Source organism: Aeromonas sp. FDAARGOS 1417 (genome assembly GCF_019046985.1).
GTDB classification, from domain to species: Bacteria; Pseudomonadota; Gammaproteobacteria; order Enterobacterales; family Aeromonadaceae; genus Aeromonas; species Aeromonas veronii.
This window is the reverse complement of sequence record NZ_CP077221.1, coordinates 1,639,726-1,662,139: the sequence shown is the minus strand read 5'-3', so window position 1 is coordinate 1,662,139 and position 22,414 is coordinate 1,639,726. Positions and strand designations below refer to the sequence as shown.

The following is a 22,414-nucleotide window of genomic DNA, read 5'->3' as shown; positions in this document are numbered from 1 at the left end:
CCTAACCTCCGTAACTGATGACCAGCCCGTGGGTCAGGCGGGCCCAGCCATCGAGCAGCACAAACAGCAGCAGCTTGAAGGGCAGCGAGATGGTCATGGGGGAGACCATCATCATCCCCATCGCCAGCAAGATGTTGGAGATGATGAGGTCGATGGCGATAAAGGGCAGGTAGATCAGAAAGCCGATTTCGAAGGCGCGGCTCAGCTCGCTCACGGTAAAGGCGGGCAGCAGGATCAGCAGGCTGTCGGGCTCCAGCCGGTCGGCATATTTGCTGGGCCAGAGCTGCTTGGTGCTATCGATAAAGAAGGCGTGCTCCCGCGGTTTGATCTGCTTTTTCAAAAAGTCGCGGTAGGGGGCAATCCCCTCATCGAGGAACTTTTCCACAGATTCGGATTTGGCCAGCGACACCTCGTTCTGGCGCAGGTAATCCTGGGTGGCAAAGCCGACCGGCGCCATCACATAAATGCTGAGAATGATCGCCAGCCCGTACATCGCCATGTTGGGGGGGATCTGCTGCACCCCGAGGGCGTTGCGCAGCAGCGAGAAGACCACCGCCAGCTTGACGAAGGAGGTGGCCATCACGGCGATAAAGGGGAGCAGGGCCAGCAGCGCCAGCCCGACGATAAGGTTTAGCTCGTCTGGCAACTGGATCATGACTGTGACTCGTTGTCGAGGCGTTCGACCCTTACCCCCAGGCGCCCCTGGATCTCCACCAGTCGGCCCACTCCCAGCGAATGGCCGTTGCTGATGATGCGCACTTCGCCATCGAGGGGCGTGCCAAGATCGATCAGGGCGCCCGGTTGCAGGCTGGTGAGGGTATGCCAGTCCAGCGTCTGGCGGCCCACTTCGAAGCTCACCTGGATCGGCAGTTGATCCAGTTCGGTCGGGCCGAAGGGTTCAGCGGAGGCAGCATTATGCATGGCAGTCAGTTCCAGATGTTGTTGATGGGGTTGGCAGTAGGCAAAGGGGCGGCCCTCCACGCAGATCAGCAGTTGCTGGCCGAGTTGCGGATCGGGTGGCGGCAGCAGCACATCGCCGATAGCGAGGGTGGCGAGCTCATCCATGGTCAGCCCCATCTCGCCCCACTGCAGGGAGAGGATGAGGGGCAACGGCAACCGCTGCTGCCGTGGCCGTGGTGGCAGCTTGTTCAGCAATGGCTCGGGCTGCGGCAGCCAGAGAGTGAGACTGGCCCCCTCCCGTTGCAACAGCAGTTGCAGCGCGGGCTCGCCGGTCTGAACGTTCCTCTCCGGTCGGGTCAGCGCCGAGCAGCTGAGGCCACCGAGGGGTTGTCCCAGCCGTTCGATCAGTGCCAGTTGCAGCGGCTCGGGCAGGCTGAACAGCGCCGCCTGTTGTAGATCCGGCGCCAGCCAGTGCGCCAGCTCAGCGCCGTGGCACAACAGCGGCAGAGAGAGCCCCTGCCACTGCAGTTGCAGCCGGGTATCGAGTGTCGCAGGTGGCAAACCGATGGCGAGGAGAAGCTCGCCGCCACTCCAGCCAAAGTGCTGGCGGTATTGGCTCAGGGTCTGCTGTAAAGTCAACTCCGTCAGCGAGGCAGAGGTGAGGGCAATCGGTGTCATGCGTCGGCATCCCACTCTTCGTAGATGGATCGTTTATGGCGTGAGCCCTGCTCACTGTCAGGCTGGCCGAAGAGATCGAGGGCGACCCGCTCGCCGGGATAGAGCCGTTGCAGGCGGTCGACCAGATCGCTGCGCCCCTGATTGAGCAGCAGTTGCCCTTCGCTGGTTGCCAGAATCTCGATCTGCAGCTCGCCACCCTGATGGGCGATACGAATGGAGAGATCGCCCAGCTGTGGCAACGTCAGGCGCAGCAGCGGCGGACGCTCCGGGCGGCCCAGCTCCTGATAGATATCAACCGCCAGTCGCTCCAGCAGCTGACCCATTTCCCGATTACTTTCGGCAGGTGCCAGCCGGGCGAGCTGCAGATCCCCGGGGGTAACGGCAAGGGGAGCGCCCCAGATAGTCGGGTTGGCAAAGAGCTCATTTTTTGGGGCTGTTTCACCTGTAGTGACTGGCTTGAGTGCCACCAGCGGTGGTATTTCTGCGTCAAGTTGAGCTACCTGTTCACCGACCTCAGTTGGCTGGGGGGGGGTTAGTTTGGGAGTTATCGCCTCGCTGTCCGTTGCCAATGGCAGTAGATGTGGCGTGGTATTGGCGAGGGTATGTATCGGGTTGGCGCTGCTTGCCTCATAAGCCTCAATGACTGGATGCTGTTCTTCAAGCCACTCGTTTTCAGTCAGCGTGGCTTGGGCAACATGACCATAGGGCTGGGTAATAATGGCGGTTAGCCCCAAATCGGCAGAGCTTTCAAGCAAGCTTGTCTCTGGATCTCTTTGCATGCTCTCCGGTTGCGCGGTGAGCTTGCTCCCAACCCCCTCGGTGAGCGGCAGAGACTCGTTGAGGTGCGTCGAAATTACATCGCTGCTGGTATTTGTTGGCCTCAGTGCGGCCGGATTAGCTGTTATCGTCAGTATGGGGGGGCGCTGTTCGTTGTCCTGTGCAGTGAGTTGTGTGTGCTTGGTTTGTTGACGAGATGCGCGAGCCTTATCAAGCGTCAGTGTTATTGCATTCATTGGTGCAATGGTTGGTGGCACGAGTGGTGTGTTGTCCGTTACCGCTATCGGGTTTGTGTCGAGCACTTCAGCGCCAGAATGTGCAGCAAAAGTGGGTTTGTCGTGCCTTTCTTTAGCTGAGATATCTGTTGCTGCCACTCGCTCATCAGTAAGGCGCTGGCTCTGATCTCCGTTAGAGAGCGTGAATGTTAGCTGTTGCGGGTTGGTTTGCTCGCTCCCCTGCCGCTGTTGTTTTGATGTGATTTCTTTGTTGTCAGGCTGCGTGTCTTTGGTCGTGTGGCGTAGGGGAACTTGCTTGCCAGCTTCTGAGGGCGCGCGGTAGATATTCTGTTGCGGCAAGGGGTGGCCGTCCGTCACTCTCTGTGAATGACGGATCTGCCCTTTACCATCAGGCTGCGGGTTGTGGCCGCGTTCTTTGAGGTTCTGATCCAGCCGCATCGCCTGCTCGAAACGCTGCTGTTGCGACCGATTGGCTTCAGCCATCTGGGTATCGCCCCGGGCTGTCACTGTGTCCTGTATCGGGAGAATTCGGTTCATGACTCGTTACATCCTGCTCTGCTGGCGGAACTCTTCCTGTTCCTGCTCTTCGTTGTAGTCACGCAGGGCTTGCTGTGAGGCCTGCTCCTGACGGTGTAGTTCGGCAAATTTCTGTTGCTGCTGGCGGGCTCGGTGTACCGCCTGCTGGCGCTCCTGCAAGCGGATGCGCTCTTCGGCGACCCGCTCGGCCTGCTCGGCGGCAGTTTGTTCAAGCTGGGCCTCTTTCTCCCGCAGCAGCGCCACTTGCTGTTGCCACGCCTTGAGCCCCTTGCGATCGAGTTGCTCCGCCTGACAGATGGCAAATAGCCGATCCTCTTCGGCAAGGCGCCACTGGCGATAGTCGAGACTCTCCTGCTCCGCTTCGCGTTGGCGAACGCGGGCGAGTTGCACCCGAGCCTGCTGGGCGGCGAGCTGCTGCTCGGCCCGATCCAGCCGCAGGTCTTTTATTCGTTGCAGGCGGCCAATCATCGGGTCAGCGCCTCCAGAGTCGAGAGGGCTTCCGGCAGTGAGCTGGGTTCATGGGTGCCTTGCCTGAGCCACTGGCGAATAGTCTCGATGCGGGCGATCGCCTCGTCGGCTACCTTGTCCTGCCCTTTCTGGTATTCGCCGATCTGTAGCAACAGCTCCACCTCTTCATATTTCGCCAGCCAGCTGCGCAGTCGACCTGCCTGAGCCTGATGCTCGGGCTCGATGATCTGGTTCATCACCCGGCTGGCGGAGCGCAGCACGTCGATGGCCGGATAGTGGTTGGCCGCCGCCAGTTTGCGCGACAGGATGATGTGACCATCGAGGATGGAGCGGGTCTCGTCAGCGACCGGCTCTGTCATGTCATCCCCCTCTACCAGCACGGTATAGAGGGCAGTGATGGAGCCCTTGTCTGACTGACCGGCGCGCTCCATCAGGCGGGGCAGGGCGGCAAACACCGACGGCGGATAGCCCCGTCGGGTCGGCGGCTCGCCAGCGGCCAGACCAATCTCTCGCTGGGCACGAGCAAAACGGGTGACGGAGTCCATCAGCAGCAGCACCCGCTTGCCCTGATCGCGGAAATACTCGGCGATAGAGGTGGCGACAAAGCCCGCCTTGGCCCGCTCCATGGCGGGGCGATCCGAGGTGGCCACTACCAGCACGGCCTTTTTTAAACCCTCCTCTCCCAGATCCGCTTCGATAAATTCGCGCACCTCACGGCCCCGTTCACCGATCAGCGCCAGCACGGTGACATCCACCTCGGCGCTGCGAATAAGCGACGCCAGCAGGGTGCTCTTGCCACCACCGGCGGCCGCAAAGATCCCCATCCGTTGCCCCTCACCGCAGGTGAGCAGGCCGTCGATGGCGCGAATACCGAGCGAAATGGGCTCGGCGATGCGCTTGCGGCTCATGGGAGCGGGCGCATCCCGATAGACCGGGTACCAGGCCTCGGGCTCCGGCAGATGGCCACCGCCAAAGGGGTTGCCGAGGCCATCGAGCACCTGGCCGAGCAGATGCTCACCGACCCCGACCTGATGCATGGCACCGGTCGGGCTCACCTCGGTGTTGGAGGAGATGCCGAACATCTCGCCAAGGGGGGTGAGCAGAGCCTGATGCTGGGCAAAGCCGATCACCTCTGCCTGCAGGGAGAGAGTGTTGTCCGGGTTGCGCAGATGACAGAGCTCACCGATCCGCACCCCGGGGACGACTGCCTTGAGCAGGGTGCCGGTCACCTGGGTGACCCGGCCACGGATCTGGATCAGGCGGCACTCGTCGATGGCGTGACGAAGCTGGTCGGGGATGTGGTCGAGGGAGAGGGTCATAACAATCTGTGCCATTGAAACTGGCGGCCACTATAGGGGATGGGGGGGCTACGGGGATTTCAGCGCGAGTCGGGACTTTTTAGAAAACCGTTGGGGGCGGGCTAAAAATTCACGGCCGATTTTGGCATAGGGAGGCGAGGGCGATTTTTATAATGCCATCCTCGTCAATCCATTCGTCACGGGAGTTTCCATGGCCATTATCCAGAGCAACCCCTATGCCCCTGCCGCCCAGCCCGAGCTGCGCGGAGCAGAGGTCGCATCCCGTCAGGCTCCCCTGCAGGGAGGACAGTTTCAGGGGGAGCGGGTCGTGCTGGCCAGTGCCGCCCAGTCGCTGGCCGATGCCGCCGAAGAGCTCACCTTTGTCTTTTCCGAGCGCGCTGAGCTTTCGCTCGCCAAGCGCAAGCTGAGTGACAGCCATGCCCGCATCAGCGAGATCGAGGCGCTGGTCGGGGACTACCTCGACAAAGTGCCGGAGCTCGAACGCCAGCAGAAGATCAAGGAGATGGTGAGCCACCTCGGCAGCGGTCGGCTGGCCAATCTCTCCCAGCTGCTGGCCTACCTCGAGAGCTATTCGGGGGAGGTGAGCGAGCAGTTCGAGGCGCTCTGTCAGGCGCGCAAGGCCCTCGCCGGACGACCGGAGATGCAGGGCACCCTGGCGCTGGTGGAGCAGGCGCTGGCCAAGCTGGCGGACGAGCAGGGCAGTGCCATCGTGCTGGGGGCGCGCATTACCGGCCCCGCGGCCGAAGCGGCCAAAGCGGGCGTGGGAGCCGAGCAGGATCTACGGGATCTCTATCGCGATGCGGTGCAGGACTACCGTGCCCTCTCTGCCGCCTGGCGCGATATTCACAGCCGCTTTGGCAACGGTGCGCTGGAGAAGGTGACCGGCTTCATGATGAAGGCCCTGAGCGCCGATCTCGACAGCCAGCAGCGCTGGCTCGACCCGGTCAAGTTGGAGCGGGTGATGAGCGACATGCACAAGCTGCGGCTGCTCAACACTCTCTCGGCGCAAGTGGACGAGCTGTGGCAACGGGTGAAGGAGGGCTCGGCCCATGGCATACGGGCCTTCTGATCTGATGGGCGATCTGATCGCCCTGGTGGAGAAACGCTGGGCCAGCGTGCGGGATGTGGAGCAGGTCGGTGTGGCTCTTGAGCTGTCAGATTGTCGCCAGCAGGTGCTGCTCTATCAAGAGCTCAAGCGGCTGATCCGCCTGCTGCCGGTGGAGCTGTTCAGTGAGGAGGAGCAGCGCCAGAACCTGTTGCAGTGCTGTCAGGGGGCGCTCGATAACGCCATCGAGCGGGAAGAGGATGAGTTGTCTGGAGAGTCGTCATGAACTGGATTGAACCCCTGCTGGTGCAGTTTTGCCAGGATCTGGGCATCACCATAGGGGATAACCCCCATTCGCTGATCCAGCTTGAACTGGAGCAGAGCGGCACTCTGCAGCTGGAGCGCCATCAGGGGCAACTGATCCTCTGGTTGGCCCGCGCCGTGCCCTGGCATCAGAGTGGCGAGGCGATCCGCCGCGCCATGACCCTGACCGCCGCGGCGCAAGGTCCGACATTGCCGGTGCGCAGCGGCTGGTTGGGGGAGGATCAGCTGATCCTCTTCGTCACTCTCGATGAGCGGGCCGTGACTCTGCCCCAGCTCCATCAGGCAGTGACCACCCTGACCCGGCTGCAGCGAGAGGTGCTGGCGTCATGAGCCGGATCACTGCCGCGCATATCGGGATCGAGCAGCTTAGCGCCATCTCCCTCGACGATCAGGAGCGCAGCCTGCCGGGGCGTTATGCCCTGTTGCCCGATGGCCAGTCCATCGAACCCCATATCAGCCGCCTCTACCCCGAGCGGCTGGCGGATCGGGTGCTGCTCGATTTCGCCACCCCGGATCGCGGCTTCCACGACTTGCTGCGACCGGTCGACTTCAATCAGGCGATGCAGGGGCTGCGCAGTGTGCTGGCAGAGGGGCAGAGCCCAGAATTGCGAGCGGCCGCTGCGCTGCTTGAAGAGATGCACGCCGATGAACAACTGATGCAGATGACCCTTCATCTGCTGCACAAGGTATGACCATGGTGCTTACGTCACAGCAGCAGGATGCGCTGCTGCTCACCGGCTGGTTGCAACTGCAATATGGCCACCCCGACAAGGCGTGCGTCCTGCTGGCCGCCCTGCTGCAGATCCACCCCGACCATCAGGGAGGGCGACGGACCCTGCTGGTGGCCCTGCTCAAACAGGGGGAGGGGGAGGCTGCGCTGGCCCATGTCGATCAGCTGATGCAGCAAGGGGAGGCCGACGGCCCGCTCTGGCTCTGCCGCAGCCGGGCCTGCCAGTTGGCAGGGCGGCTGGATGAAGCCCGTTTTGCCTATCAACAATACCTCGAACTGGAAGAGCAGAATGAATCAACGCTCCCTTGAGCTGCTGCGCCGGATAGGCGAGCGCAAGGACATCATGCTGGCGATCCTGCTGCTGGCCATCGTCTTTATGATGGTCTTGCCGCTACCGCCGGTGGCCCTCGATATCCTGATTGCCATCAACATGACCATCTCGGTGGTACTGCTGATGATGGCGGTTTATATCAATTCGCCGCTGCAGTTCTCCGCCTTTCCGGCGGTGCTGCTGATCACCACCCTGTTCCGGCTTGCCTTGTCGGTAAGTACCACCCGGATGATCCTGCTGCAGGCTGATGCGGGGCAGATCGTCTACACCTTCGGCAACTTCGTGGTGGGGGGCAATCTGGTGGTGGGGATCGTCATCTTCCTCATCATCACCATCGTCCAGTTTCTGGTGATCACCAAGGGCTCGGAACGGGTCGCCGAGGTGAGTGCCCGCTTCTCCCTCGATGCCATGCCGGGCAAGCAGATGAGTATCGACGGTGACATGCGCGCCGGGGTGATCGACGTGCACGAGGCGCGGGATCGCCGCGGGGTCATCGAGAAGGAGAGCCAGATGTTCGGCTCCATGGATGGCGCCATGAAGTTCGTGAAGGGGGATGCCATCGCGGGCCTCATCATCATCTTCGTCAACATCCTCGGCGGCGTCACCATCGGGGTGACCCAGAAGGGGTTATCCGCCGCCGATGCGCTGCAGCTCTACTCCATCCTGACGGTGGGTGATGGCATGGTCTCCCAGGTGCCGGCGCTGCTGATCGCCATCACCGCGGGGATTATCGTCACCCGGGTCTCCTCCGAAGAGTCTTCCGATCTGGGTACCGATATCGGCGTCCAGGTGGTGGCCCAGCCCAAGGCGCTGCTGATAGGTGGTCTGCTGCTGGTACTGTTTGGTCTGATCCCGGGCTTCCCGATGATCACCTTCTTTGCGCTGGCGGCCATCGTCACGGCAGGCGGTTATTTTATCGGCTTGCGTCAGCGCAAGGCGCAGAGCAGCAACAGTCAGGATCTTCCTGCCGTGCTGGCGCAGGGGGCGGGAGCCCCCGCCGCCCGCAGCAAGCCAAAACCGGGCAGCAAGCCGCGGGGCAAGCTGGGGGAGAAGGAGGAGTTCGCCATGACGGTGCCGCTCCTGATCGATGTGGATGCCGCTTTGCAGGCCGAGCTGGAGGCGATTGCCCTCAACGACGAACTGGTGCGGGTGCGTCGCGCCCTCTATCTCGATCTCGGGGTGCCTTTCCCGGGGATTCACCTGCGTTTCAACGAGGGGATGGGGCCTGGCGAATACCTGATCCAACTGCAGGAGGTGCCGGTCGCCCGCGGTCTGCTGCGCCCGGGCCATCAGCTGGTGCAGGAGAGCGCCTCCCAGCTCGATCTGCTGGGGATCCCCTACGAAGAGGGGGCGCCGTTGCTGCCGGGAAAACCGACCTTGTGGGTCGCTAATGAACATCAGGAGCGGCTGGAGAAGTCACGGCTGGCCACCCTCACCACCGATCAGGTGGTGACCTGGCATCTATCCCATGTGCTGCGGGAATATGCCGAGGACTTTATCGGCATTCAGGAGACCCGCTACCTGCTGGAGCAGATGGAGGGGAGCTATGGCGAGTTGGTGAAGGAGGCGCAACGCATCATCCCGCTGCAGCGTATGACCGAAATTTTGCAGCGGCTGGTGGGGGAGGATATTTCCATCCGCAACATGCGCGCCATCCTCGAGGCGATGGTGGAGTGGGGCCAGAAGGAGAAGGATGTGGTGCAGCTTACCGAGTACATCCGTAGCAGCCTCAAGCGCTACATCTGCTACAAGTACGCCAACGGCAACAACATCTTGCCTGCTTATTTGCTCGATCAGCAGGTGGAGGAGCAGATCCGCGGCGGCATTCGCCAGACCAGCGCCGGCAGCTATCTGGCGCTCGATCCCACCATTACCCAGAGCTTCCTCGATCAGGTGCGCCATACCGTCGGTGATCTGGCCCAGATGCAGAACAAGCCGGTGCTCATCGTCTCCATGGATATCCGCCGCTATGTGCGCAAGCTCATCGAGGGGGATTACCACGCCCTGCCGGTGCTCTCCTATCAGGAGCTGACCCAGCAGATCAATATCCAGCCCCTCGGGAGGGTCTGCCTGTGAGGGGGGACCCGTTAACCTCTGACCCCCTGATCCCCTGGCTGCAAGCCAGGGGAGTGGCGGTGGTACCTCACTATCTGGGGGCAACCCCCATCCAGCTCGGCCACGCTTTCTGCTATCGCCAAATTTATCTCGCCTGGCGCTTTGATCCTGCGACCCGACGGGTCTGGATCCTGCTGGTGCGCCGTGAGGAGGAGCGGGCCGGACTGGCCAACCCCTTTGCCGCCCTTTATCTGCTGGCCGAAGCCACTCTGGCTGTACTCGGGCCGGGTCATTTCCTCTACGGCAACGTCGATGTCTTTCGCGGCAGTAGCCTGAGCGGTGAGCGGCTTGGCCGCTTCTACTTGCGCTGGACGGGAGCCTGCGAACCCGAGTCCGGCTGGTTCATGCTGGCAGCCGAGCAAGTCTGTTCCCTGCGGGATATGCGAAAACGACAAAAGCACGGCCTTGCGTGACAGGCATGTCCAAAAGGGCCTCATAGAATAGGAGCCAAGATGAAACAACCGCGTTTTGCCGACCATAGCGAGACCATTTCGCAAGCAGAGCAGGCCATTGCCGACAGCGATCACCGCAATGCCCTGTTGCAAGAGATGCTGGCTGGCCTAGCCCTCTCGGATCAGACCTGTCAGCTGCTGTTCGATGCACCGACCGAGCAAGTGGCCGTGGCCGAGCAGGAGTTGCTGGCAGAGATCCAGCGCAGACAGGCGTTACTGCCGGCACAGCCGGGAGAGGGCCGCAAGAGTCGCCGTCCCACCATGATGCGCGGACTGATGATTTAAGGAGTCGTGATGAGCACTATCCCTGACTACAACACCAACCCTGGTGCGTTCGTCGGCTGGCTTGATGGGCAAGCGCTGGACGCATTGCCGGGCCATAAAAACCCCAAGTTGACCGAACTGGTCGATCTGCTCAAGGGCAAAATCACCATCAGTGCTGACTCATCGACTGCGCTGAGCAAGGAGCAGCTGGAGAAGTTGCTGGCTGCCTATCTGACGGATCCCGCCTCGATCAACGGAGTCTGGGCGCAGGGCCAGTTCCGGGGGGGGCAAGATGCGGCCATTGCCGCCATCAAGGGAATGATCGAGCGGGGAGCAAAACAAACCCCGCCAGTCACCCACTGGACCGTCCCTGAATTTATGCTGCTCTCCCTCAGTGCGCTGACCATGAATCGCATCGATGACGATCTCATCACGACCTTTACCGGGGTGATGGCGTTTCAGGACAACCAGCGTAAAGGGCTGCGGGACGAGCTTGCAGAGATGACCGGTGAGCTGAAGATCTACGGGGTGATCCAGTCCGAGATCAACAAGGTGCTCTCTGCGGCATCCAGCCAGACCTTCAACACCAATTTCAATCTGCTGGATTACAAGCTCTATGGCTATCAGTCTCTGGCCGAATTTATGGATGGGTCAGAGTTCAAACTGTTGTCAAAAATGTTTACCGATGGGTCGGTGCAAAAAGCACAGCAAGATTTCACCAACGCTAAAAATGAGCTGGAAAAAGTAACGTCTGCCAGCCTCGACCCCAAAACGCTGGGGGAGGCCAAGGCCGATTATGAGCGTAAAAAAGCCAATTTTGAGAAGATCGTAGCCACGCAGGTCATCACAGTTAAAGCGTTCCTCGAAAGTGAGCAGAAGAAGAGCGGTGCGATGAAAAATATCGAAGCCAGCTACAGCTATGACAAGGACAACAACAAGCTTGGTAACTTCTCCACCAGTGTGAGCGACCGTTCTCGCCCGCTCAACGATCAGGTCAGTGAAAAGACCACCCGCCTCAACGACGTCAGCTCGCGCTACAACGCTGCCATCGAGGCACTCAACCGCTTTATCCAGAAATACGACAGCATCATGCGCGACATTCTTGGCGCAATTTGAGGAGAGATCATGCAGACCGACACCACCCTGACCCCGGAATATGAAGCAGAGCTGGAAGCCTTTATGGCTGACGGTGGCACCCTGGCCATGCTGCAGGATATCTCGGGCGACACCCTGGAGCAGCTCTATGCCCTGGCCTTTGGCCAGTATCAGGCCGGCAAGTGGGAGGATGCTCACAAGATCTTCCAGGCCCTCTGCATGCTGGATCACTACGAGCCGCGTTATTTCCTCGGGCTGGGTGCCTGCCGTCAGGCGATGGGGGAGTTTGAAACGGCGGTTCAAAGCTACAGCTTTGGCGCCATGCTCGACCTGAAAGATCCCCGTTTCCCGTTTCATGCTGCCGAGTGCCGGCTGCAACAAGGTGATTTGAACGGGGCCGAGAGTGGCTTCCACTCGGCCCGACTGCTGGCGGACACAGATCCCCAGCAGGCAGACCTGGCGGCAAGCGCCAAGGTTATGTTGGAAGCCATCGCAATCAGAAGGGATCTGCAAGATGAACCCGATCAGCAATGAAAGACAGGTTTCCCCGCTGGGAAACACAGGTGATGTTGCGGGCCTGGTGCCCGTAACCCAACCTCGCAGTGAAACACGGCTCGATGCCGCCACGGTGCAAGTCGCCGGTCAGGCCCGCAAGTCAGGGGTCTCGCTAAACGCACCACTGGCGGTAAGCAATAGCCAGGTCAGTGCGCAGCAACTTGGTGAAATCGGCAAGTTGGTGGCTTCGGTGAAAGAGAACACCCGCTTGATTCTGCCGCACACCACCGGGTTGGTGACAGCAGCCTTTACCTCGCCCGAAGCGTTCGAGATTGAGCTGGGCAAGCTCACCAGCGATCTGGAGAAGACCCAGACCAAGCTGAAGCTTGATGATATCCGACAAGCTCGCACGCTGAACGAGAAGAAGATCGGCGAGAACCAGGCGAAGATCAAAGAGGCAGAAGAGAGTGCTCAGGAGGCCAAGAAGGCCGGTATCTTTGGCAAAATTTTTGGCTGGATCAGTGCCATCGCCTCGCTGGTGATCGGTGCCATCATGGTGGCAACCGGGATTGGTGCTGCCGCCGGTGCCCTGATGATCGCAGCTGGCGTCGTTGGCGTGGTCAACATGGCTGTGCAGCAGGCTGCCGCTGATGGCCTTATCTCCAAGGAGGTGATGGAGAAGCTGGGGCCAGCCCTGATGGGGATAGAGATTGCGTTGGCAGTGATTTCGGCCGCGGTCAGTTTCGGCGCGACCATTGGCGGTGCGATTGCCAAACTGGGCGCCAAGATTGGTGGCAAGGTTGCGGATGTTACCGCCAAAATCGTTGCCAAGGCGGGTGAAGTGGCCGCCAAATTTGGTGCCAAAGCAACCGCTGAAGCGGTGAAAGTGACCAGTCAGGTGGCGAAAGTGGCCAAGATGGCCACCCAGGGTGCCGATATCCTCATTGATGTGAGCAGTGGCGTGGCCAAAACGGTCCAGTCGGCGAAAGAGTCCGAGTCGCTCGATGCTCAGGCTGATCTTGCCTTGAGCAAGATCGAGATGACCGAGTTGCAAGGGGTCATCGACAAGCTCAAGGAGGCGATAGCCCAGATGATCGAGGCGTTCCAGCAGACCATGGAGATGATCTTCCAGATGATCAATGCCAAGGGCGACATGATGAACAACCTGGCCCGCAGACCTGCCGCTATCTAAGGAGTACCGACCATGATTAACAGTGATTATGCAAATAGTGTGACCCGTACCGCCCCGCTGACCGAGGTGCTGGCCGGTGAGCCGCAGCAGGTTCGCAGTGCGACCACTGCCCATGAGGCCGCCGCTTCGACCCGTTCGCAAGGGGCAGAGAACAAGAGCGTTCCTACTCTGCCACGTCCCTCCATCCCCTTCGATACCAAAGGGGTGACCCAGATGGTTGCGCAGCTGGACAGTGCGATGGATATGATGTCCTTGCTGTTCAAACTGGCCCGTCAGGCCCGTGAGGAGGGGTTACAGGTTCGGGATATCGAGAACAAGCTGGTCATCAGCAACCAGCAGGCACAGGTTGACGAGATGCGCCACGGCGCCAAGCTGATGATCGCCATGGCGGTGGTCTCCGGCGTGATGGCGGGGTTCTCTGCCATTATGGGCGGGATCAGCCTGGGCAAGGGCGCCAAGACTATCAAGCAGCAACAATCCCTTGATGGCAAGATTGCCGGTCGCGAGGCCTTGATTGACGCCAAGGTTGATAGCTTGAGCAAGCAGGGCCAACAGGTTGACCGCGCTGATGTGGGCAAAGTCTGGAAACAGGATCAAGTTGCAGACAGTAATGCGAGCCGATTGTTGGACAAGAAATTTGCTCGCACTTCCGAACGGGGTCAGGTGTTCAACACTGTAACCCAGTCTGTGGGGCAAATGAGCAACTCTGCGGTGCAGGTGGCGCAGGGTGATAGCCAGGCCAATGCGAAAGAAGACGAGGTCGAGGCGACTATCAGTCAGACCGAGAAGCAGAAGGCCGAGGACAATATGTCCTTCAATGCCAACTTTATGAAAGATCTGCTGCAACTGATGCAGCAGTATTCCCAGAGCCAGAATCAGGCCTGGAAAGCGGCATTCGGCGTTGCATAAACGCCATGGTAACCAAGGCGCCCACTGGGGCGCCTTTTTGTTTTTTCCGGCCATTTTTCTTAAAAGTGCCGCCCTTGAGTGACAGCCCGCATGGCGGTGGCAGGCTAACATCTCTTCCTCTCTGCTGGAGGAAATCATGGATGTAACTGTCATCATCAATCGACTGCTCGCTGAATTTGCCACCAAATATGGTTTGCCATCTCTGGCTCTGAATCAGGAGGGGGTTGCGGCGCTCTGCTTTGACGAGCAGTTGCAACTCAGCCTGATCCTGGTGCCGGAGCGGGATCAGCTGGTGTTGCAGGCTGACGTGGCCGAGCTGCATCAGGTGGGCGAGGGGATTTTCCGTCAATTGGCCAGCTTCAATCGTCACTGGTATCAGTTCAATCTTCACTTCGGCTTCGATGAAGAGAGTCTGACGGTGCAACTCTATCGCCAGATGGCGGCAAGCCGGTTGACCCTGGCGCACTTTGAAGAGAGTCTCGCCAGCATGCTGGAGCATGCCGAGTTCTGGCAGGAGTTGCTGCAACCCGGTACTCGGGAAGTAGGCAGCAGTGATCAGGTGATGGGAGTGCGGGTATAACCATGAAGATTCAGGAATCACAAGGCGCGCTGGCCCTGCATGGGGCAGAGGCGGGCAAGGTGGGGGCATTTGCAGGCAGAACCGTGAGTGCCCGGTCAGCCAATGCGAGCCAGGTTCCCCTGTCGGCACTGCTGCGACGCTCCATTACCCTCAATCAGGTCCAGGAGCTGACGCTGCAGCGACTGCAACAGGGTGAGCACACACCGCTGAGTGAACGGCGGATCCGGGTGTTATGAGAGGTCTGCTGGCACTGATGTTGTCGGCCATGCTGGCCGGTTGTGTCACCACCCCGGAGCTGAAGCCATCGCAACAACAACTCAAGGGCGAGGTGCATTTCCCGCAAGCCTTGCCACGTCCGGCGACAGTGGAGGTGGCTGTGCTCAGTGTGATCGGGGGGCGTCCGTTGCAAGTGGCAGCCACCCGTTATGAGGTGACCATGCTGCCATTGCTGTTTGATCTGCGTTTGACCCCTCTGCAACTGGCGGAAGGGGAGATCTATCTGCGGGCCCGCTTGCGATTTATAGATGGCTCCGCGGTACAGGCAATGAGTCAGCAGAAAGTTTTTAAGATTTTTAATGACAAAAAAATGGTTATTCAATTGCAGCCAAAAGCTTGTTATCCACAATGTCAGTAATGATTGTGTTTAAATAAAAAGCCTTAAATCAATCATTTATTAATTTGTCAGTTAAGATTGAAGGTTTCTTTTTGTAACGAAGTATCTTTTGCTGTAAGCACACCATTAAGTATGAGTCGTTGCACTGGATAAATAGTGTGTTAGCTCTAATTTTAGGCTGGTTTTTCTGCTTGTGACTGTTGTAGGATCCCCCCTCATTTCAATGGTGATTAATTTTTGAATTCACCAGCGAATGACTTGATTACAAAATAATAAATAAAAATAACAGCAATAATAAAGCACCCGAGAGCGACCCGCTTCCGGAGGTGTTACTGGTACTACACGCAGATTCAGGAAAATAAAACATGAAGGGCATTACTACCACAGAGAAGGGCGATATGGCCCTGCTCCAGTGGTGCATGTCTGCTTTTAACGTTATCGAACATCCGCAAGAGGGAATTTATATTCTCCTGGAAGGATCGATGAAGTGGCAGGACTGTACCGATACCTATGAATTATCCCCCAACGAACTTCTGTTCGTGCGCCGTGGCAACTACGCGGTCTGTACCGGTGACGGCCCCTGCCGCCTGCTTTGGCTACCTCTGTCAAACTCCTTTTTGCAAGGCTTCTTGCAACGTTTTGGTTCACTGCTGAGTGAAGTCCCCCGGCTGGAGGGGATGGCCCCCACGCTGTTGCCGTTTCACTCATCCCCCTTGCTGACCCAATGTATTCAGGGGCTGCGCGGGTTGACCGAACATGAACATCCCCCCGCACTGGCCCAATTACGCACCGAAGAGTTGCTGTTTCTGCTCGCGTTTGGCGAACAGGGGCCTCAACTGATGTCAATTTTGCGCCAGCTGAGCAATCGCCAGGTCGAGCGGTTGCAACAGTTTATGGAAAAGCATTATCTGATGGAGTGGAAGCTCAGCGAATTCGCCAAAGAGTTCGGCATGGGATTGACCACTTTCAAGGAGCTGTTTGGCTCGATATATGGTGTTTCTCCACGCGCCTGGATCAGTGAAAGGCGGATCCTTTTCGCTCATCAGTTATTACTCAATAGTGAAATGAGCATCGTCGATATTGCGATGGAGGCCGGTTTCTCCAGCCAATCCTATTTTACCCAGAGTTATCGTCGTCGTTTTGGCTGTACGCCAAGCCGTGCCCGACACGGCACAGATTAACGCCGGACTAAAATAATCTGACGTTTTTTATAAGCCGCGGAGCGAGGCAATGGATAGAATAGCCAGCATATCGAAACATCATTCCATTATTGCCCGCAGCAAGATGAGCAAGGCATAGCATGAGTCAGCAAGATCACCATTCACCTAACCAGGGCCTGTTTGCAGGTCGTCGGGTTACCGTTGTCCAGCCAGATACCCTGAGTCGGGATCGTCTGGTCGGCCAGCTGTCTGTGCTCCGTTATCAGGATGCCGGCGTGATCACTTCGCAGCAGATGGCCCTGTTGCAACGACTGTTGCCAAGAACCCGACTGGAGAGCCTATTGGGCTCCATCTGGTTTCAGCGCCGTCTCGATGCCGCGCTGGCCGTCTCGCGTGAGGAGCTGCAACAGATCTTGCGGCTGGCAGGCAGTGAGCGTTGTGACTGGATGCAGCAGCTGGGGGACCGCATCAATCTGGCGGATCGTCCCTTGCTGTGGCACTGGGTGCTCTATCCCTTGCACCGCTGGTGGGTTCAGCGTCTTGAACCACTTTACGGCGCCTGGCTTAACGAACTGGAGCAGTTGCAGGTGATGCGCCGCCAGCTCAATGCCCAGGCTGTGTTCTGGCAGACCGTGGTCGATGTACCGGCGGATCTGGAGAGCCGGATCGCCGATCAGCTTGAGCAGTTGAACCAGCGCGAGCAGGAGCTAACCCGGCTGCAGACTGATTGTGAGACACGTCTCCAGCTGGCCTGGCCTGCTTGGTATGCGCAAACGAGCAAGGAGGGGGACCCGGTTCACCTGATGCCGGTACCGCTCGAGCTCGGCACATTCTGGCATGCCCTGCAGGCTCTGCCCCATCAGGATGAGGCAGCCCTAACCCTGCATGAGTGGCTGGCCGGCCGGGGCATTGCCCTGGGTCAGGATCACTTCTACTGGCAGCCTCCTGCGCCCTAGATAGCCCGAGGAACTATGCAAACGCTACTGAATCGATTGGCCGCAAACCTTGGCCAAGGGCCTTTTATTGCCGACGCACAGGGAAAGTACCATCTGCGGATCGATGGTTATCCCCTCTTTCTGACCCCCAGAAACGGTGAATTGCTGCTGAGTACCCCGCTTGCAAGCAGCCAGAGGAATGACGCTGAGGCCCATGATCCGGCGCTGCTAAAGCGTCTGTTGCAACAGGTGGTGGCCTGGGGCCGTCATGCCCCCCATGCCCTGGTGCTGGACGATCTTGGCAATTTGCAGCTGGAGGCGCGGCTCGCGCTGGAGTGGCTCGATGAGGCGCTGCTGGCGGAGCGCCTGAGCCAGCACATCGCCCTGCTGGAGCGCTTGGAACCCCAATTGACCGAGGCCGCCTTGGCCCCCCAGTGGAGACAGATGATATGGCACCCTTGAGTGTGCAACCCCTGCTGCGTCCCCTGTTGTGGATCTGCCTCTCCGTGATGGCGTGGCAGCGTCCCGCCATGGCACAGGAGCTGGACTGGGTGCCCATGCCTTACAGCTATGTGGCGGAAGGGGAGAGTCTGCGCGACGTGCTGGTCAACTTCGGTGCCAACTACGAGGTCTCCGTGGTGGTCAGCGACAAGGTCAACGATCAGGTCAACGGTCAGTTTGAGCATGACGAGCCGCTCGCCTTTTTGCAGCAGCTCTCCTCCCTCTACAACCTGGTCTGGTACTACGACGGTAATGTGCTCTACGTCTTCAAGAACAGCGAAGTGCAGTCCCGTCTCATCAATCTTGAGCAGACTGGCGCAGCAGAACTCAAACAGGCGCTGCAACGAGCCGGGATCTGGGAGCCCCGCTTTGGCTGGCGCCCCGATGCGGATAACCGGTTGGTCTATGTCTCCGGCCCGCCCCGTTACCTTGAACTGATCGAGCAGACCGCGCTGGCATTGGAGCAACAGTCCCAGCTGCGCAGCGAGAAGACCGGGCCGCTGGCCATCGAGATCTTCCCCCTCAAGTATGCCTCGGCGACCGATCGCTCCATCCAGTACCGCGATACCGATGTGGCGGCGCCCGGTGTGGCGACCATTCTGGCCAAACTGCTGAGCGATGCTGGCGTGCAGATGGTCAACGGCGAGGGCAATAAAGGCGCCGCAGCCACCTCCGGTCAGGCCATCGTGCAGGCCGATCCTTCCCTCAATGCGGTGATCGTGCGCGATGCTCCGGAGCGGATGGCGATGTACGGCAAGTTGATCGCCGCGCTCGACAAACCGGCGGCCCGTATCGAGGTGGCGCTCTCCATCATCGATATCAATGCCGAGGATCTCTCCCAGTTGGGGGTGGATTGGCGAGTGGGGATCCGCACCGGTTCCAACCAGCAGGTGATTATCAAGACCACCGGCGATCGCAAAGGGATCGAAGGGGGGGCCGCGCTCGGCAGTCTGGTGGACTCCAAAGGGCTCGACTATCTGCTGGCCCGGGTCAATTTGCTGGAAAACGAAGGCAATGCCCAGGTGGTCTCCCGCCCGACCTTGCTGACCCAGGAGAACACCCAGGCGGTGATCGACCACAGCGAAACCTATTACGTGAAGATCAGCGGCGAGCGGGTGGCCGAGCTGCAGGGGATCACCTATGGCACCATGCTGCGAATGACGCCCCGGGTGATCCAGATGGGTGACAGACCCGAGATCAGCCTGAGCCTCCACATCGAGGATGGCAACCAGAAACCCAACAGTGCGGGGGCCGATGGCATTCCCACCATCAGTCGCACCGTGGTCGATACCATCGCCCGGGTCGGCCACGGCCAGAGTCTGCTGATAGGCGGTATCTACCGCGACGAGATGAGCGAGAACCTGAGCAAGGTGCCCTTCCTTGGTGACATCCCTTATCTGGGGGCGCTGTTCCGTAGCAAGGACACCCAGACCCGTCGCTCGGTGCGGCTCTTTATCATCGAGCCTCGTCTGATTGATGACGGTATTGCCCACTATCTGGCCATCGGCAATGGTCAGGATCTGCGAGCCGGGGTGCTCGGGGCTGATGAGATCTCCAATCAGAGTCTCTCTCTTGGCAAGGTGCTGGGGGGCGCGCAATGCCAGCCGCTGGCTGCAGCCCGTGACGTGCAGCAACTGCTGCGTCAGGGGGGCAAGAGCTCGTCCCTCACTCAGTGCCGGATGGGCAATGAGCTGGGGTGGCGTCTGGTCGAAATGAATAAGGATCAAAAATGTACACCGGCCGCCAGCTGGTGCGTGCAGGCGGGCAATGAGGGCGCGACCCGATGAGCTGGAAGTGCCGCGTATATCGCGGGCTCAACCGCGGGGTAGAAGTTCCTCTGCCGGAGGGGCGTCTGGTCATCGGTTCAGATCCCCTCAGGGCTGATCTGGTGCTGGTGGATGAGGGAATGGCCCCCGAGCATCTGGTACTGCTGGTGAATGGGGAAGGGATCACTCTGCAAGCCTGTGCGGACGGTATTACCCCGACTCAGGACGGTGTCGCCCTGACAGCGGGAGAGACGCTCAGGGCGGGAACGCGCCTGGAGGCAGGCCCGCTGCTCTGGAGCTTCTGTGACAACAGTCGTTCGCTACCCGAACAGCTGGAGGCACTGGCGGCGGTGGTTGCTCCTTCTCGTGCGCCGCGGCGGCGGGCAGCGGGCGCCGATGTCTGGATGGGGGCCCTCTGCCTGAGTCTGGTGGTCGCCGTGGTCTTGCTGCTCGGCACGGGCTGGTGGCATGGCGCCGACGAGAACGAATCCGCCCGCAGTGAGCAGGCATTGAAGCGCTTTCTGGCTGCACCAAACTACCGTCAGGTGGTGCTGAACAGTAGTGATCCCGAGCTGTGGCAACTCTCGGGTTATGTCGATGAGAACAGCGAGCGTCTTGCCTTGCAGCAGTACCTCGACAGCAAGGGTTTCAACTACCGGCTGGAGCTGCGCACCATGGAAGATCTGCGGCAGGGGGCCGGCTTTATCTTGCAGAAGCTGGGTTATGAACAGCTGCAGATCCGCAATGGCAAGGAGCCCGGCTGGCTCAAGCTCAGCGGTGAAATTCAGGGGCAGGATGGCAAGTGGAGCACTATTGAATCTCTGCTCAAGCAGGAGGTACCCGGCCTGCTGGGGGTTGAGAATCAGGTACAGATTGCCGGGGCCTATCGCAAGCGTCTCGATGCCTTGCTACAGGAGCAGGGGCTGGCTGGGACATTGCGGGTGCGCGAGGCGGGTGGGCGACTCGAACTCTCCGGCCAGCTGGATGAGCGTCAGCTCAGCCAGTTTCAGCAGGTCAACCAGCAGTTTCGCCGGGAGTTCGGTACACACCCGACGCTGGAGCTGATCAATCAGACCAGAACGCCGCGTCAGGATGAGCTGGAGTTCGACGTGCGCAGCGTCTCGTTTGGCCGAGTGCCTTATGTGGTACTGGCAGACAACCAGCGCTATCCGGTTGGGGGCGCAACCTCCAGCGGGGTGCGGGTGCTGGCCATTCGCCCCGATGCGGTGGTGGTGAGCAAGGGCAAGCAGCAATACATCGTCAAATTAAAAGGAGCCGAGCGGCATGATGACCAGTTTGGAAGCGCGACTGTCCGGCGCTGATCCCGCCTTTGCTCGTGAGCTGCATGAGCAGCTTATTCAGGCGCAGGGTGAAGTGAAACGGCAACTGCTGCGCGGGGGAACCCCGCAACAGTATCGGGAGTGGCAACAACAGGCCGACGCCATCGAGGCGGGGCTCACGATCATTGGCAAGATAAAGGAGCACAACCATGGCTGAGATCTTTAAGTATGGAGATAGTACCGCTACCAACACCCTCGATCAGGTGGCAACTAACCTTGCCGGGCAGGCCAATGCCGCCAACACCGATGTCAATGCAGCCATTGCGGCGATGGAAAAAAACCCTGACAACCCGGCGCTGTTGGCCGAGCTGCAGCACAAGATCAACAAATGGTCGGTGATCTACAACATCAACTCCACCGTGACTCGGGCCATGAAAGACCTGATGCAGGGTATTTTGCAGAAGATTTGATGATGAACCCTCAACTCAAACGACAGCTGGCCGAGCTTGCGCTGGCTGGTACAGGCCACCATTGCCATCAGGAGGCGGCCACTATCGCCGACTGGCTGGCTGGTGCGCCGGAGATGACCGAGTGTGTAACGCTCATTCGCCTCTCCTCCCTGATGAACCGGGGGGATTACCAGGCTGCTTTGCAGCTTTGTGGCGAGCACTGCACTCCGGATATCGAGCCCTGGCTGGCTCTGTGCGAGTGGCGGCTCGGTCAGCAGGATGCACTGGCTGCACGGTTGCTGCGACTGGAGCAGAGCGGCCAACCAGCCTTGCAACAGTTTGCCGCCGGCCTGCGCGAGCAGATGACTTCATGAAGATTGAAGGCAGCGATCAGCCGGGGGGAGAGCAGCCGCTGCGTCAGCCCCCCCCGCCCGAATCCATGGCTCAACGCCAGTTCGAGCGACTGCTGGCCAAGACTCCCGAGCCGGATCTGTTCGAACGCTGGCAACAGGGGGCTCCCCTTGAGGGGTTGCTGGCCAGTGTAGAGCCTGCCGCCAAGCGTGAACTGCTCTGGCAGATCTACCAACAGGGCGACAAACCGGCGCCGGAGATTGGCAAGCAATTGTTTGCCCCGGTCATCGACAAGCTGATCGCGCGTTTTGGCGAGCGTCAGTCGCCTGTGGTGGATGCCATCGATCTGCCGGAGTTGCGAGCCACCATGCGGGAGTTTGATCCCTTGGCATCGCGGCGGGAGAAGGTGTTGCTGAACTTGTTGAGCGAGCTCAGGGACGGGCAGGGCGCTGTGCCCGCGGAACATGTGTTTCTTGATGCACTGGCCCGGCGCGAGCTGATGACCCTGATCCCGCTCAACGGCATGGTGGACAATCTGATGCGCAATTCGCACAAACTTGATCTGGAGGCGTGATGGAAATTGCACAGTCTGCCCAGGCGGTGGTAACCAGCCTGGATGAGTTGAAAGCGGTGGATCTCTCCTCGCCCCATGTCGCCAGTTTTGAACAGGCGATGGGGAGCACATCCCAGGGGATGGGGAGCTCCCTGCTGGGTGAGCTGGGGGAGTTGAAACAGCAGTTTGTCGAGGCCAAACAGAGCCTGCAAGCCGAGCTGGCCACCCCGGGGGATGATCCCAACAGCCTGATGCAGATGCAGTGGTCGCTGATGCGGATCACCATGCAGGAGGAGCTGATTGCCAAGACAGTGGGCAAGATGAGCCAGAACGTAGAAACCCTGTTGAAGACCCAGTGA

The 22,414-nt window shown here is 59.7% G+C and carries 30 protein-coding genes; 25 read left to right on the top strand and 5 right to left on the bottom strand.

The annotated features are described in order from the left end of the window. Position 1: 1 nt before the first annotated feature. The 5 genes from ascR to ascN form a co-directional block, all read right to left on the bottom strand. A complete protein-coding gene (gene ascR, locus I6L47_RS07370; RefSeq protein WP_005320745.1) occupies positions 2-655 on the bottom strand; it encodes a SctR family type III secretion system export apparatus subunit AscR in 654 nt (217 codons plus the stop codon). After that, the gene (gene ascQ / locus I6L47_RS07365; protein ID WP_216949006.1) at positions 652-1,578 is read right to left on the bottom strand and encodes a SctQ family type III secretion system cytoplasmic ring protein AscQ; all 927 of its coding nucleotides are present in this window, start codon (positions 1,576-1,578) and stop codon (positions 652-654) included. Before ascQ ends, ascR begins: the two co-directional genes overlap by 4 nt. Further along, complete coding sequence (locus tag I6L47_RS07360; RefSeq protein WP_254204859.1) at positions 1,575-2,729, bottom strand: type III secretion system needle length determinant; 1,155 nt, start codon at positions 2,727-2,729, stop codon at positions 1,575-1,577. Before I6L47_RS07360 ends, ascQ begins: the two co-directional genes overlap by 4 nt. A 405-nt stretch (positions 2,730-3,134) precedes the next feature. Further along, positions 3,135-3,596 (bottom strand): type III secretion system central stalk protein AscO, encoded by a 462-nt coding sequence (gene ascO / locus I6L47_RS07355; protein WP_216949005.1) that lies wholly within the window; start codon positions 3,594-3,596, stop codon positions 3,135-3,137. Beyond that, a complete protein-coding gene (gene ascN, locus I6L47_RS07350; protein ID WP_005320755.1) occupies positions 3,593-4,915 on the bottom strand; it encodes a SctN family type III secretion system ATPase AscN in 1,323 nt (440 codons plus the stop codon). The genes ascO and ascN overlap by 4 nt, the downstream gene beginning before the upstream one ends. Positions 4,916-5,105: 190 nt before the next feature. On the opposite strand from ascN, the gene aopN reads away from it, so the two are divergent. The 25 genes from aopN (at position 5,106) to ascI (ending at position 22,414) form a co-directional block, all read left to right on the top strand. Next, positions 5,106-5,984, top strand: coding sequence for a SctW family type III secretion system gatekeeper subunit AopN (gene aopN, locus I6L47_RS07345; protein ID WP_042054058.1), 879 nt, complete (start codon positions 5,106-5,108; stop codon positions 5,982-5,984). Further along, on the top strand, positions 5,965-6,246 hold the full coding sequence (gene acr1, locus I6L47_RS07340; RefSeq protein ID WP_005334576.1) for a type III secretion system gatekeeper subunit Acr1: 282 nt from the start codon (positions 5,965-5,967) through the stop codon (positions 6,244-6,246). The genes aopN and acr1 overlap by 20 nt, the downstream gene beginning before the upstream one ends. Next, a complete protein-coding gene (acr2, locus tag I6L47_RS07335; protein WP_216949004.1) occupies positions 6,243-6,614 on the top strand; it encodes a SycN family type III secretion system chaperone Acr2 in 372 nt (123 codons plus the stop codon). The genes acr1 and acr2 overlap by 4 nt, the downstream gene beginning before the upstream one ends. Further along, the gene (ascX, locus tag I6L47_RS07330) at positions 6,611-6,976 is read left to right on the top strand and encodes a type III secretion system protein AscX (protein WP_040065257.1); all 366 of its coding nucleotides are present in this window, start codon (positions 6,611-6,613) and stop codon (positions 6,974-6,976) included. Before acr2 ends, ascX begins: the two co-directional genes overlap by 4 nt. Continuing rightward, the gene (ascY, locus tag I6L47_RS07325) at positions 6,973-7,323 is read left to right on the top strand and encodes a type III secretion system chaperone AscY (RefSeq protein ID WP_152564614.1); all 351 of its coding nucleotides are present in this window, start codon (positions 6,973-6,975) and stop codon (positions 7,321-7,323) included. The genes ascX and ascY overlap by 4 nt, the downstream gene beginning before the upstream one ends. Further along, positions 7,256-9,421 carry a SctV family type III secretion system export apparatus subunit AscV gene (gene ascV, locus I6L47_RS07320; protein WP_302056622.1) on the top strand — a complete coding sequence of 722 codons (2,166 nt, stop codon included), beginning with the start codon at positions 7,256-7,258 and terminating at the stop codon, positions 9,419-9,421. The genes ascY and ascV overlap by 68 nt, the downstream gene beginning before the upstream one ends. Next, a complete protein-coding gene (locus I6L47_RS07315; RefSeq protein WP_216949002.1) occupies positions 9,418-9,873 on the top strand; it encodes an LcrR family type III secretion system chaperone in 456 nt (151 codons plus the stop codon). Before ascV ends, I6L47_RS07315 begins: the two co-directional genes overlap by 4 nt. 39 nt (positions 9,874-9,912) lie before the next feature. After that, positions 9,913-10,197, top strand: coding sequence for an LcrG family type III secretion system chaperone AcrG (gene acrG, locus I6L47_RS07310; RefSeq protein WP_005334559.1), 285 nt, complete (start codon positions 9,913-9,915; stop codon positions 10,195-10,197). Between the two features lie 9 nt (positions 10,198-10,206). Then, entirely contained in the window at positions 10,207-11,292 is a 1,086-nt protein-coding gene (locus I6L47_RS07305; protein ID WP_216949001.1) for a virulence-associated V antigen, read from the top strand. A 9-nt stretch (positions 11,293-11,301) separates the two neighbouring features. Beyond that, positions 11,302-11,805 (top strand): SycD/LcrH family type III secretion system chaperone AcrH, encoded by a 504-nt coding sequence (acrH, locus tag I6L47_RS07300; protein WP_017411833.1) that lies wholly within the window; start codon positions 11,302-11,304, stop codon positions 11,803-11,805. After that, positions 11,786-12,958: a type III secretion system translocon subunit AopB gene (gene aopB, locus I6L47_RS07295; protein WP_216949000.1), complete on the top strand. Its 1,173-nt coding sequence runs from the start codon at positions 11,786-11,788 to the stop codon at positions 12,956-12,958. The genes acrH and aopB overlap by 20 nt, the downstream gene beginning before the upstream one ends. A 12-nt stretch (positions 12,959-12,970) precedes the next feature. Continuing rightward, positions 12,971-13,867: a type III secretion system translocon subunit AopD gene (aopD, locus tag I6L47_RS07290; RefSeq protein WP_216948999.1), complete on the top strand. Its 897-nt coding sequence runs from the start codon at positions 12,971-12,973 to the stop codon at positions 13,865-13,867. Between the two features lie 136 nt (positions 13,868-14,003). Further along, positions 14,004-14,447: a type III secretion system chaperone gene (locus I6L47_RS07285; protein WP_216948998.1), complete on the top strand. Its 444-nt coding sequence runs from the start codon at positions 14,004-14,006 to the stop codon at positions 14,445-14,447. 2 nt (positions 14,448-14,449) lie between these two features. Further along, positions 14,450-14,683 carry a T3SS regulon translocated regulator ExsE family protein gene (locus tag I6L47_RS07280; protein WP_139477296.1) on the top strand — a complete coding sequence of 78 codons (234 nt, stop codon included), beginning with the start codon at positions 14,450-14,452 and terminating at the stop codon, positions 14,681-14,683. Further along, positions 14,680-15,081, top strand: coding sequence for a YscW family type III secretion system pilotin (locus tag I6L47_RS07275; RefSeq protein WP_069528265.1), 402 nt, complete (start codon positions 14,680-14,682; stop codon positions 15,079-15,081). The genes I6L47_RS07280 and I6L47_RS07275 overlap by 4 nt, the downstream gene beginning before the upstream one ends. Before the next feature lie 344 nt (positions 15,082-15,425). After that, positions 15,426-16,241: an AraC family transcriptional regulator gene (locus tag I6L47_RS07270; protein WP_019446814.1), complete on the top strand. Its 816-nt coding sequence runs from the start codon at positions 15,426-15,428 to the stop codon at positions 16,239-16,241. 119 nt (positions 16,242-16,360) lie between these two features. Continuing rightward, on the top strand, positions 16,361-17,176 hold the full coding sequence (exsD, locus tag I6L47_RS07265; RefSeq protein WP_005334544.1) for a type III secretion system negative regulator ExsD: 816 nt from the start codon (positions 16,361-16,363) through the stop codon (positions 17,174-17,176). Positions 17,177-17,191: 15 nt separating this feature from the next. Next, a complete protein-coding gene (gene ascB / locus I6L47_RS07260; protein WP_017411838.1) occupies positions 17,192-17,617 on the top strand; it encodes a YscB family type III secretion system chaperone AscB in 426 nt (141 codons plus the stop codon). Continuing rightward, positions 17,590-19,443: a SctC family type III secretion system outer membrane ring subunit AscC gene (ascC, locus tag I6L47_RS07255; RefSeq protein ID WP_216948997.1), complete on the top strand. Its 1,854-nt coding sequence runs from the start codon at positions 17,590-17,592 to the stop codon at positions 19,441-19,443. The genes ascB and ascC overlap by 28 nt, the downstream gene beginning before the upstream one ends. Then, positions 19,440-20,744 carry a SctD family type III secretion system inner membrane ring subunit AscD gene (gene ascD / locus I6L47_RS07250; RefSeq protein ID WP_216948996.1) on the top strand — a complete coding sequence of 435 codons (1,305 nt, stop codon included), beginning with the start codon at positions 19,440-19,442 and terminating at the stop codon, positions 20,742-20,744. Before ascC ends, ascD begins: the two co-directional genes overlap by 4 nt. Further along, positions 20,707-20,919 carry an EscE/YscE/SsaE family type III secretion system needle protein co-chaperone gene (locus tag I6L47_RS07245; protein WP_216948995.1) on the top strand — a complete coding sequence of 71 codons (213 nt, stop codon included), beginning with the start codon at positions 20,707-20,709 and terminating at the stop codon, positions 20,917-20,919. The genes ascD and I6L47_RS07245 overlap by 38 nt, the downstream gene beginning before the upstream one ends. After that, the gene (gene sctF, locus I6L47_RS07240) at positions 20,912-21,172 is read left to right on the top strand and encodes a type III secretion system needle filament subunit SctF (RefSeq protein WP_216948994.1); all 261 of its coding nucleotides are present in this window, start codon (positions 20,912-20,914) and stop codon (positions 21,170-21,172) included. Before I6L47_RS07245 ends, sctF begins: the two co-directional genes overlap by 8 nt. Beyond that, positions 21,172-21,525, top strand: coding sequence for a YscG family type III secretion system chaperone (locus I6L47_RS07235; protein WP_216948993.1), 354 nt, complete (start codon positions 21,172-21,174; stop codon positions 21,523-21,525). Before sctF ends, I6L47_RS07235 begins: the two co-directional genes overlap by 1 nt. Further along, positions 21,522-22,076, top strand: coding sequence for a YopR family T3SS polymerization control protein (locus I6L47_RS07230; RefSeq protein WP_216948992.1), 555 nt, complete (start codon positions 21,522-21,524; stop codon positions 22,074-22,076). The genes I6L47_RS07235 and I6L47_RS07230 overlap by 4 nt, the downstream gene beginning before the upstream one ends. Beyond that, complete coding sequence (gene ascI, locus I6L47_RS07225) at positions 22,076-22,414, top strand: SctI family type III secretion system inner rod subunit AscI (protein WP_005320806.1); 339 nt, start codon at positions 22,076-22,078, stop codon at positions 22,412-22,414. The genes I6L47_RS07230 and ascI overlap by 1 nt, the downstream gene beginning before the upstream one ends.

Coding starts and splice junctions, on each gene's coding strand:
- exsD (WP_005334544.1), top strand. CDS start 16,361: ATGAGTCAGCAAGATCACCATTCACCTAACCAGGGCCTGTTTGCAGGT.
- ascO (WP_216949005.1), bottom strand. CDS start 3,596: ATGATTGGCCGCCTGCAACGAATAAAAGACCTGCGGCTGGATCGGGCC.
- ascQ (WP_216949006.1), bottom strand. CDS start 1,578: ATGACACCGATTGCCCTCACCTCTGCCTCGCTGACGGAGTTGACTTTA.
- ascD (WP_216948996.1), top strand. CDS start 19,440: ATGAGCTGGAAGTGCCGCGTATATCGCGGGCTCAACCGCGGGGTAGAA.
- aopB (WP_216949000.1), top strand. CDS start 11,786: ATGAACCCGATCAGCAATGAAAGACAGGTTTCCCCGCTGGGAAACACA.
- I6L47_RS07305 (WP_216949001.1), top strand. CDS start 10,207: ATGAGCACTATCCCTGACTACAACACCAACCCTGGTGCGTTCGTCGGC.
- sctF (WP_216948994.1), top strand. CDS start 20,912: ATGGCTGAGATCTTTAAGTATGGAGATAGTACCGCTACCAACACCCTC.
- I6L47_RS07235 (WP_216948993.1), top strand. CDS start 21,172: ATGATGAACCCTCAACTCAAACGACAGCTGGCCGAGCTTGCGCTGGCT.
- acr2 (WP_216949004.1), top strand. CDS start 6,243: ATGAACTGGATTGAACCCCTGCTGGTGCAGTTTTGCCAGGATCTGGGC.
- ascY (WP_152564614.1), top strand. CDS start 6,973: ATGACCATGGTGCTTACGTCACAGCAGCAGGATGCGCTGCTGCTCACC.
- I6L47_RS07270 (WP_019446814.1), top strand. CDS start 15,426: ATGAAGGGCATTACTACCACAGAGAAGGGCGATATGGCCCTGCTCCAG.
- ascX (WP_040065257.1), top strand. CDS start 6,611: ATGAGCCGGATCACTGCCGCGCATATCGGGATCGAGCAGCTTAGCGCC.
- I6L47_RS07275 (WP_069528265.1), top strand. CDS start 14,680: ATGAGAGGTCTGCTGGCACTGATGTTGTCGGCCATGCTGGCCGGTTGT.
- acr1 (WP_005334576.1), top strand. CDS start 5,965: ATGGCATACGGGCCTTCTGATCTGATGGGCGATCTGATCGCCCTGGTG.
- aopN (WP_042054058.1), top strand. CDS start 5,106: ATGGCCATTATCCAGAGCAACCCCTATGCCCCTGCCGCCCAGCCCGAG.
- I6L47_RS07245 (WP_216948995.1), top strand. CDS start 20,707: ATGATGACCAGTTTGGAAGCGCGACTGTCCGGCGCTGATCCCGCCTTT.
- I6L47_RS07280 (WP_139477296.1), top strand. CDS start 14,450: ATGAAGATTCAGGAATCACAAGGCGCGCTGGCCCTGCATGGGGCAGAG.
- aopD (WP_216948999.1), top strand. CDS start 12,971: ATGATTAACAGTGATTATGCAAATAGTGTGACCCGTACCGCCCCGCTG.
- ascV (WP_302056622.1), top strand. CDS start 7,256: ATGAAGCCCGTTTTGCCTATCAACAATACCTCGAACTGGAAGAGCAGA.
- I6L47_RS07285 (WP_216948998.1), top strand. CDS start 14,004: ATGGATGTAACTGTCATCATCAATCGACTGCTCGCTGAATTTGCCACC.
- ascR (WP_005320745.1), bottom strand. CDS start 655: ATGATCCAGTTGCCAGACGAGCTAAACCTTATCGTCGGGCTGGCGCTG.
- ascN (WP_005320755.1), bottom strand. CDS start 4,915: ATGACCCTCTCCCTCGACCACATCCCCGACCAGCTTCGTCACGCCATC.
- I6L47_RS07230 (WP_216948992.1), top strand. CDS start 21,522: ATGAAGATTGAAGGCAGCGATCAGCCGGGGGGAGAGCAGCCGCTGCGT.
- ascI (WP_005320806.1), top strand. CDS start 22,076: ATGGAAATTGCACAGTCTGCCCAGGCGGTGGTAACCAGCCTGGATGAG.
- acrG (WP_005334559.1), top strand. CDS start 9,913: ATGAAACAACCGCGTTTTGCCGACCATAGCGAGACCATTTCGCAAGCA.
- acrH (WP_017411833.1), top strand. CDS start 11,302: ATGCAGACCGACACCACCCTGACCCCGGAATATGAAGCAGAGCTGGAA.
- ascB (WP_017411838.1), top strand. CDS start 17,192: ATGCAAACGCTACTGAATCGATTGGCCGCAAACCTTGGCCAAGGGCCT.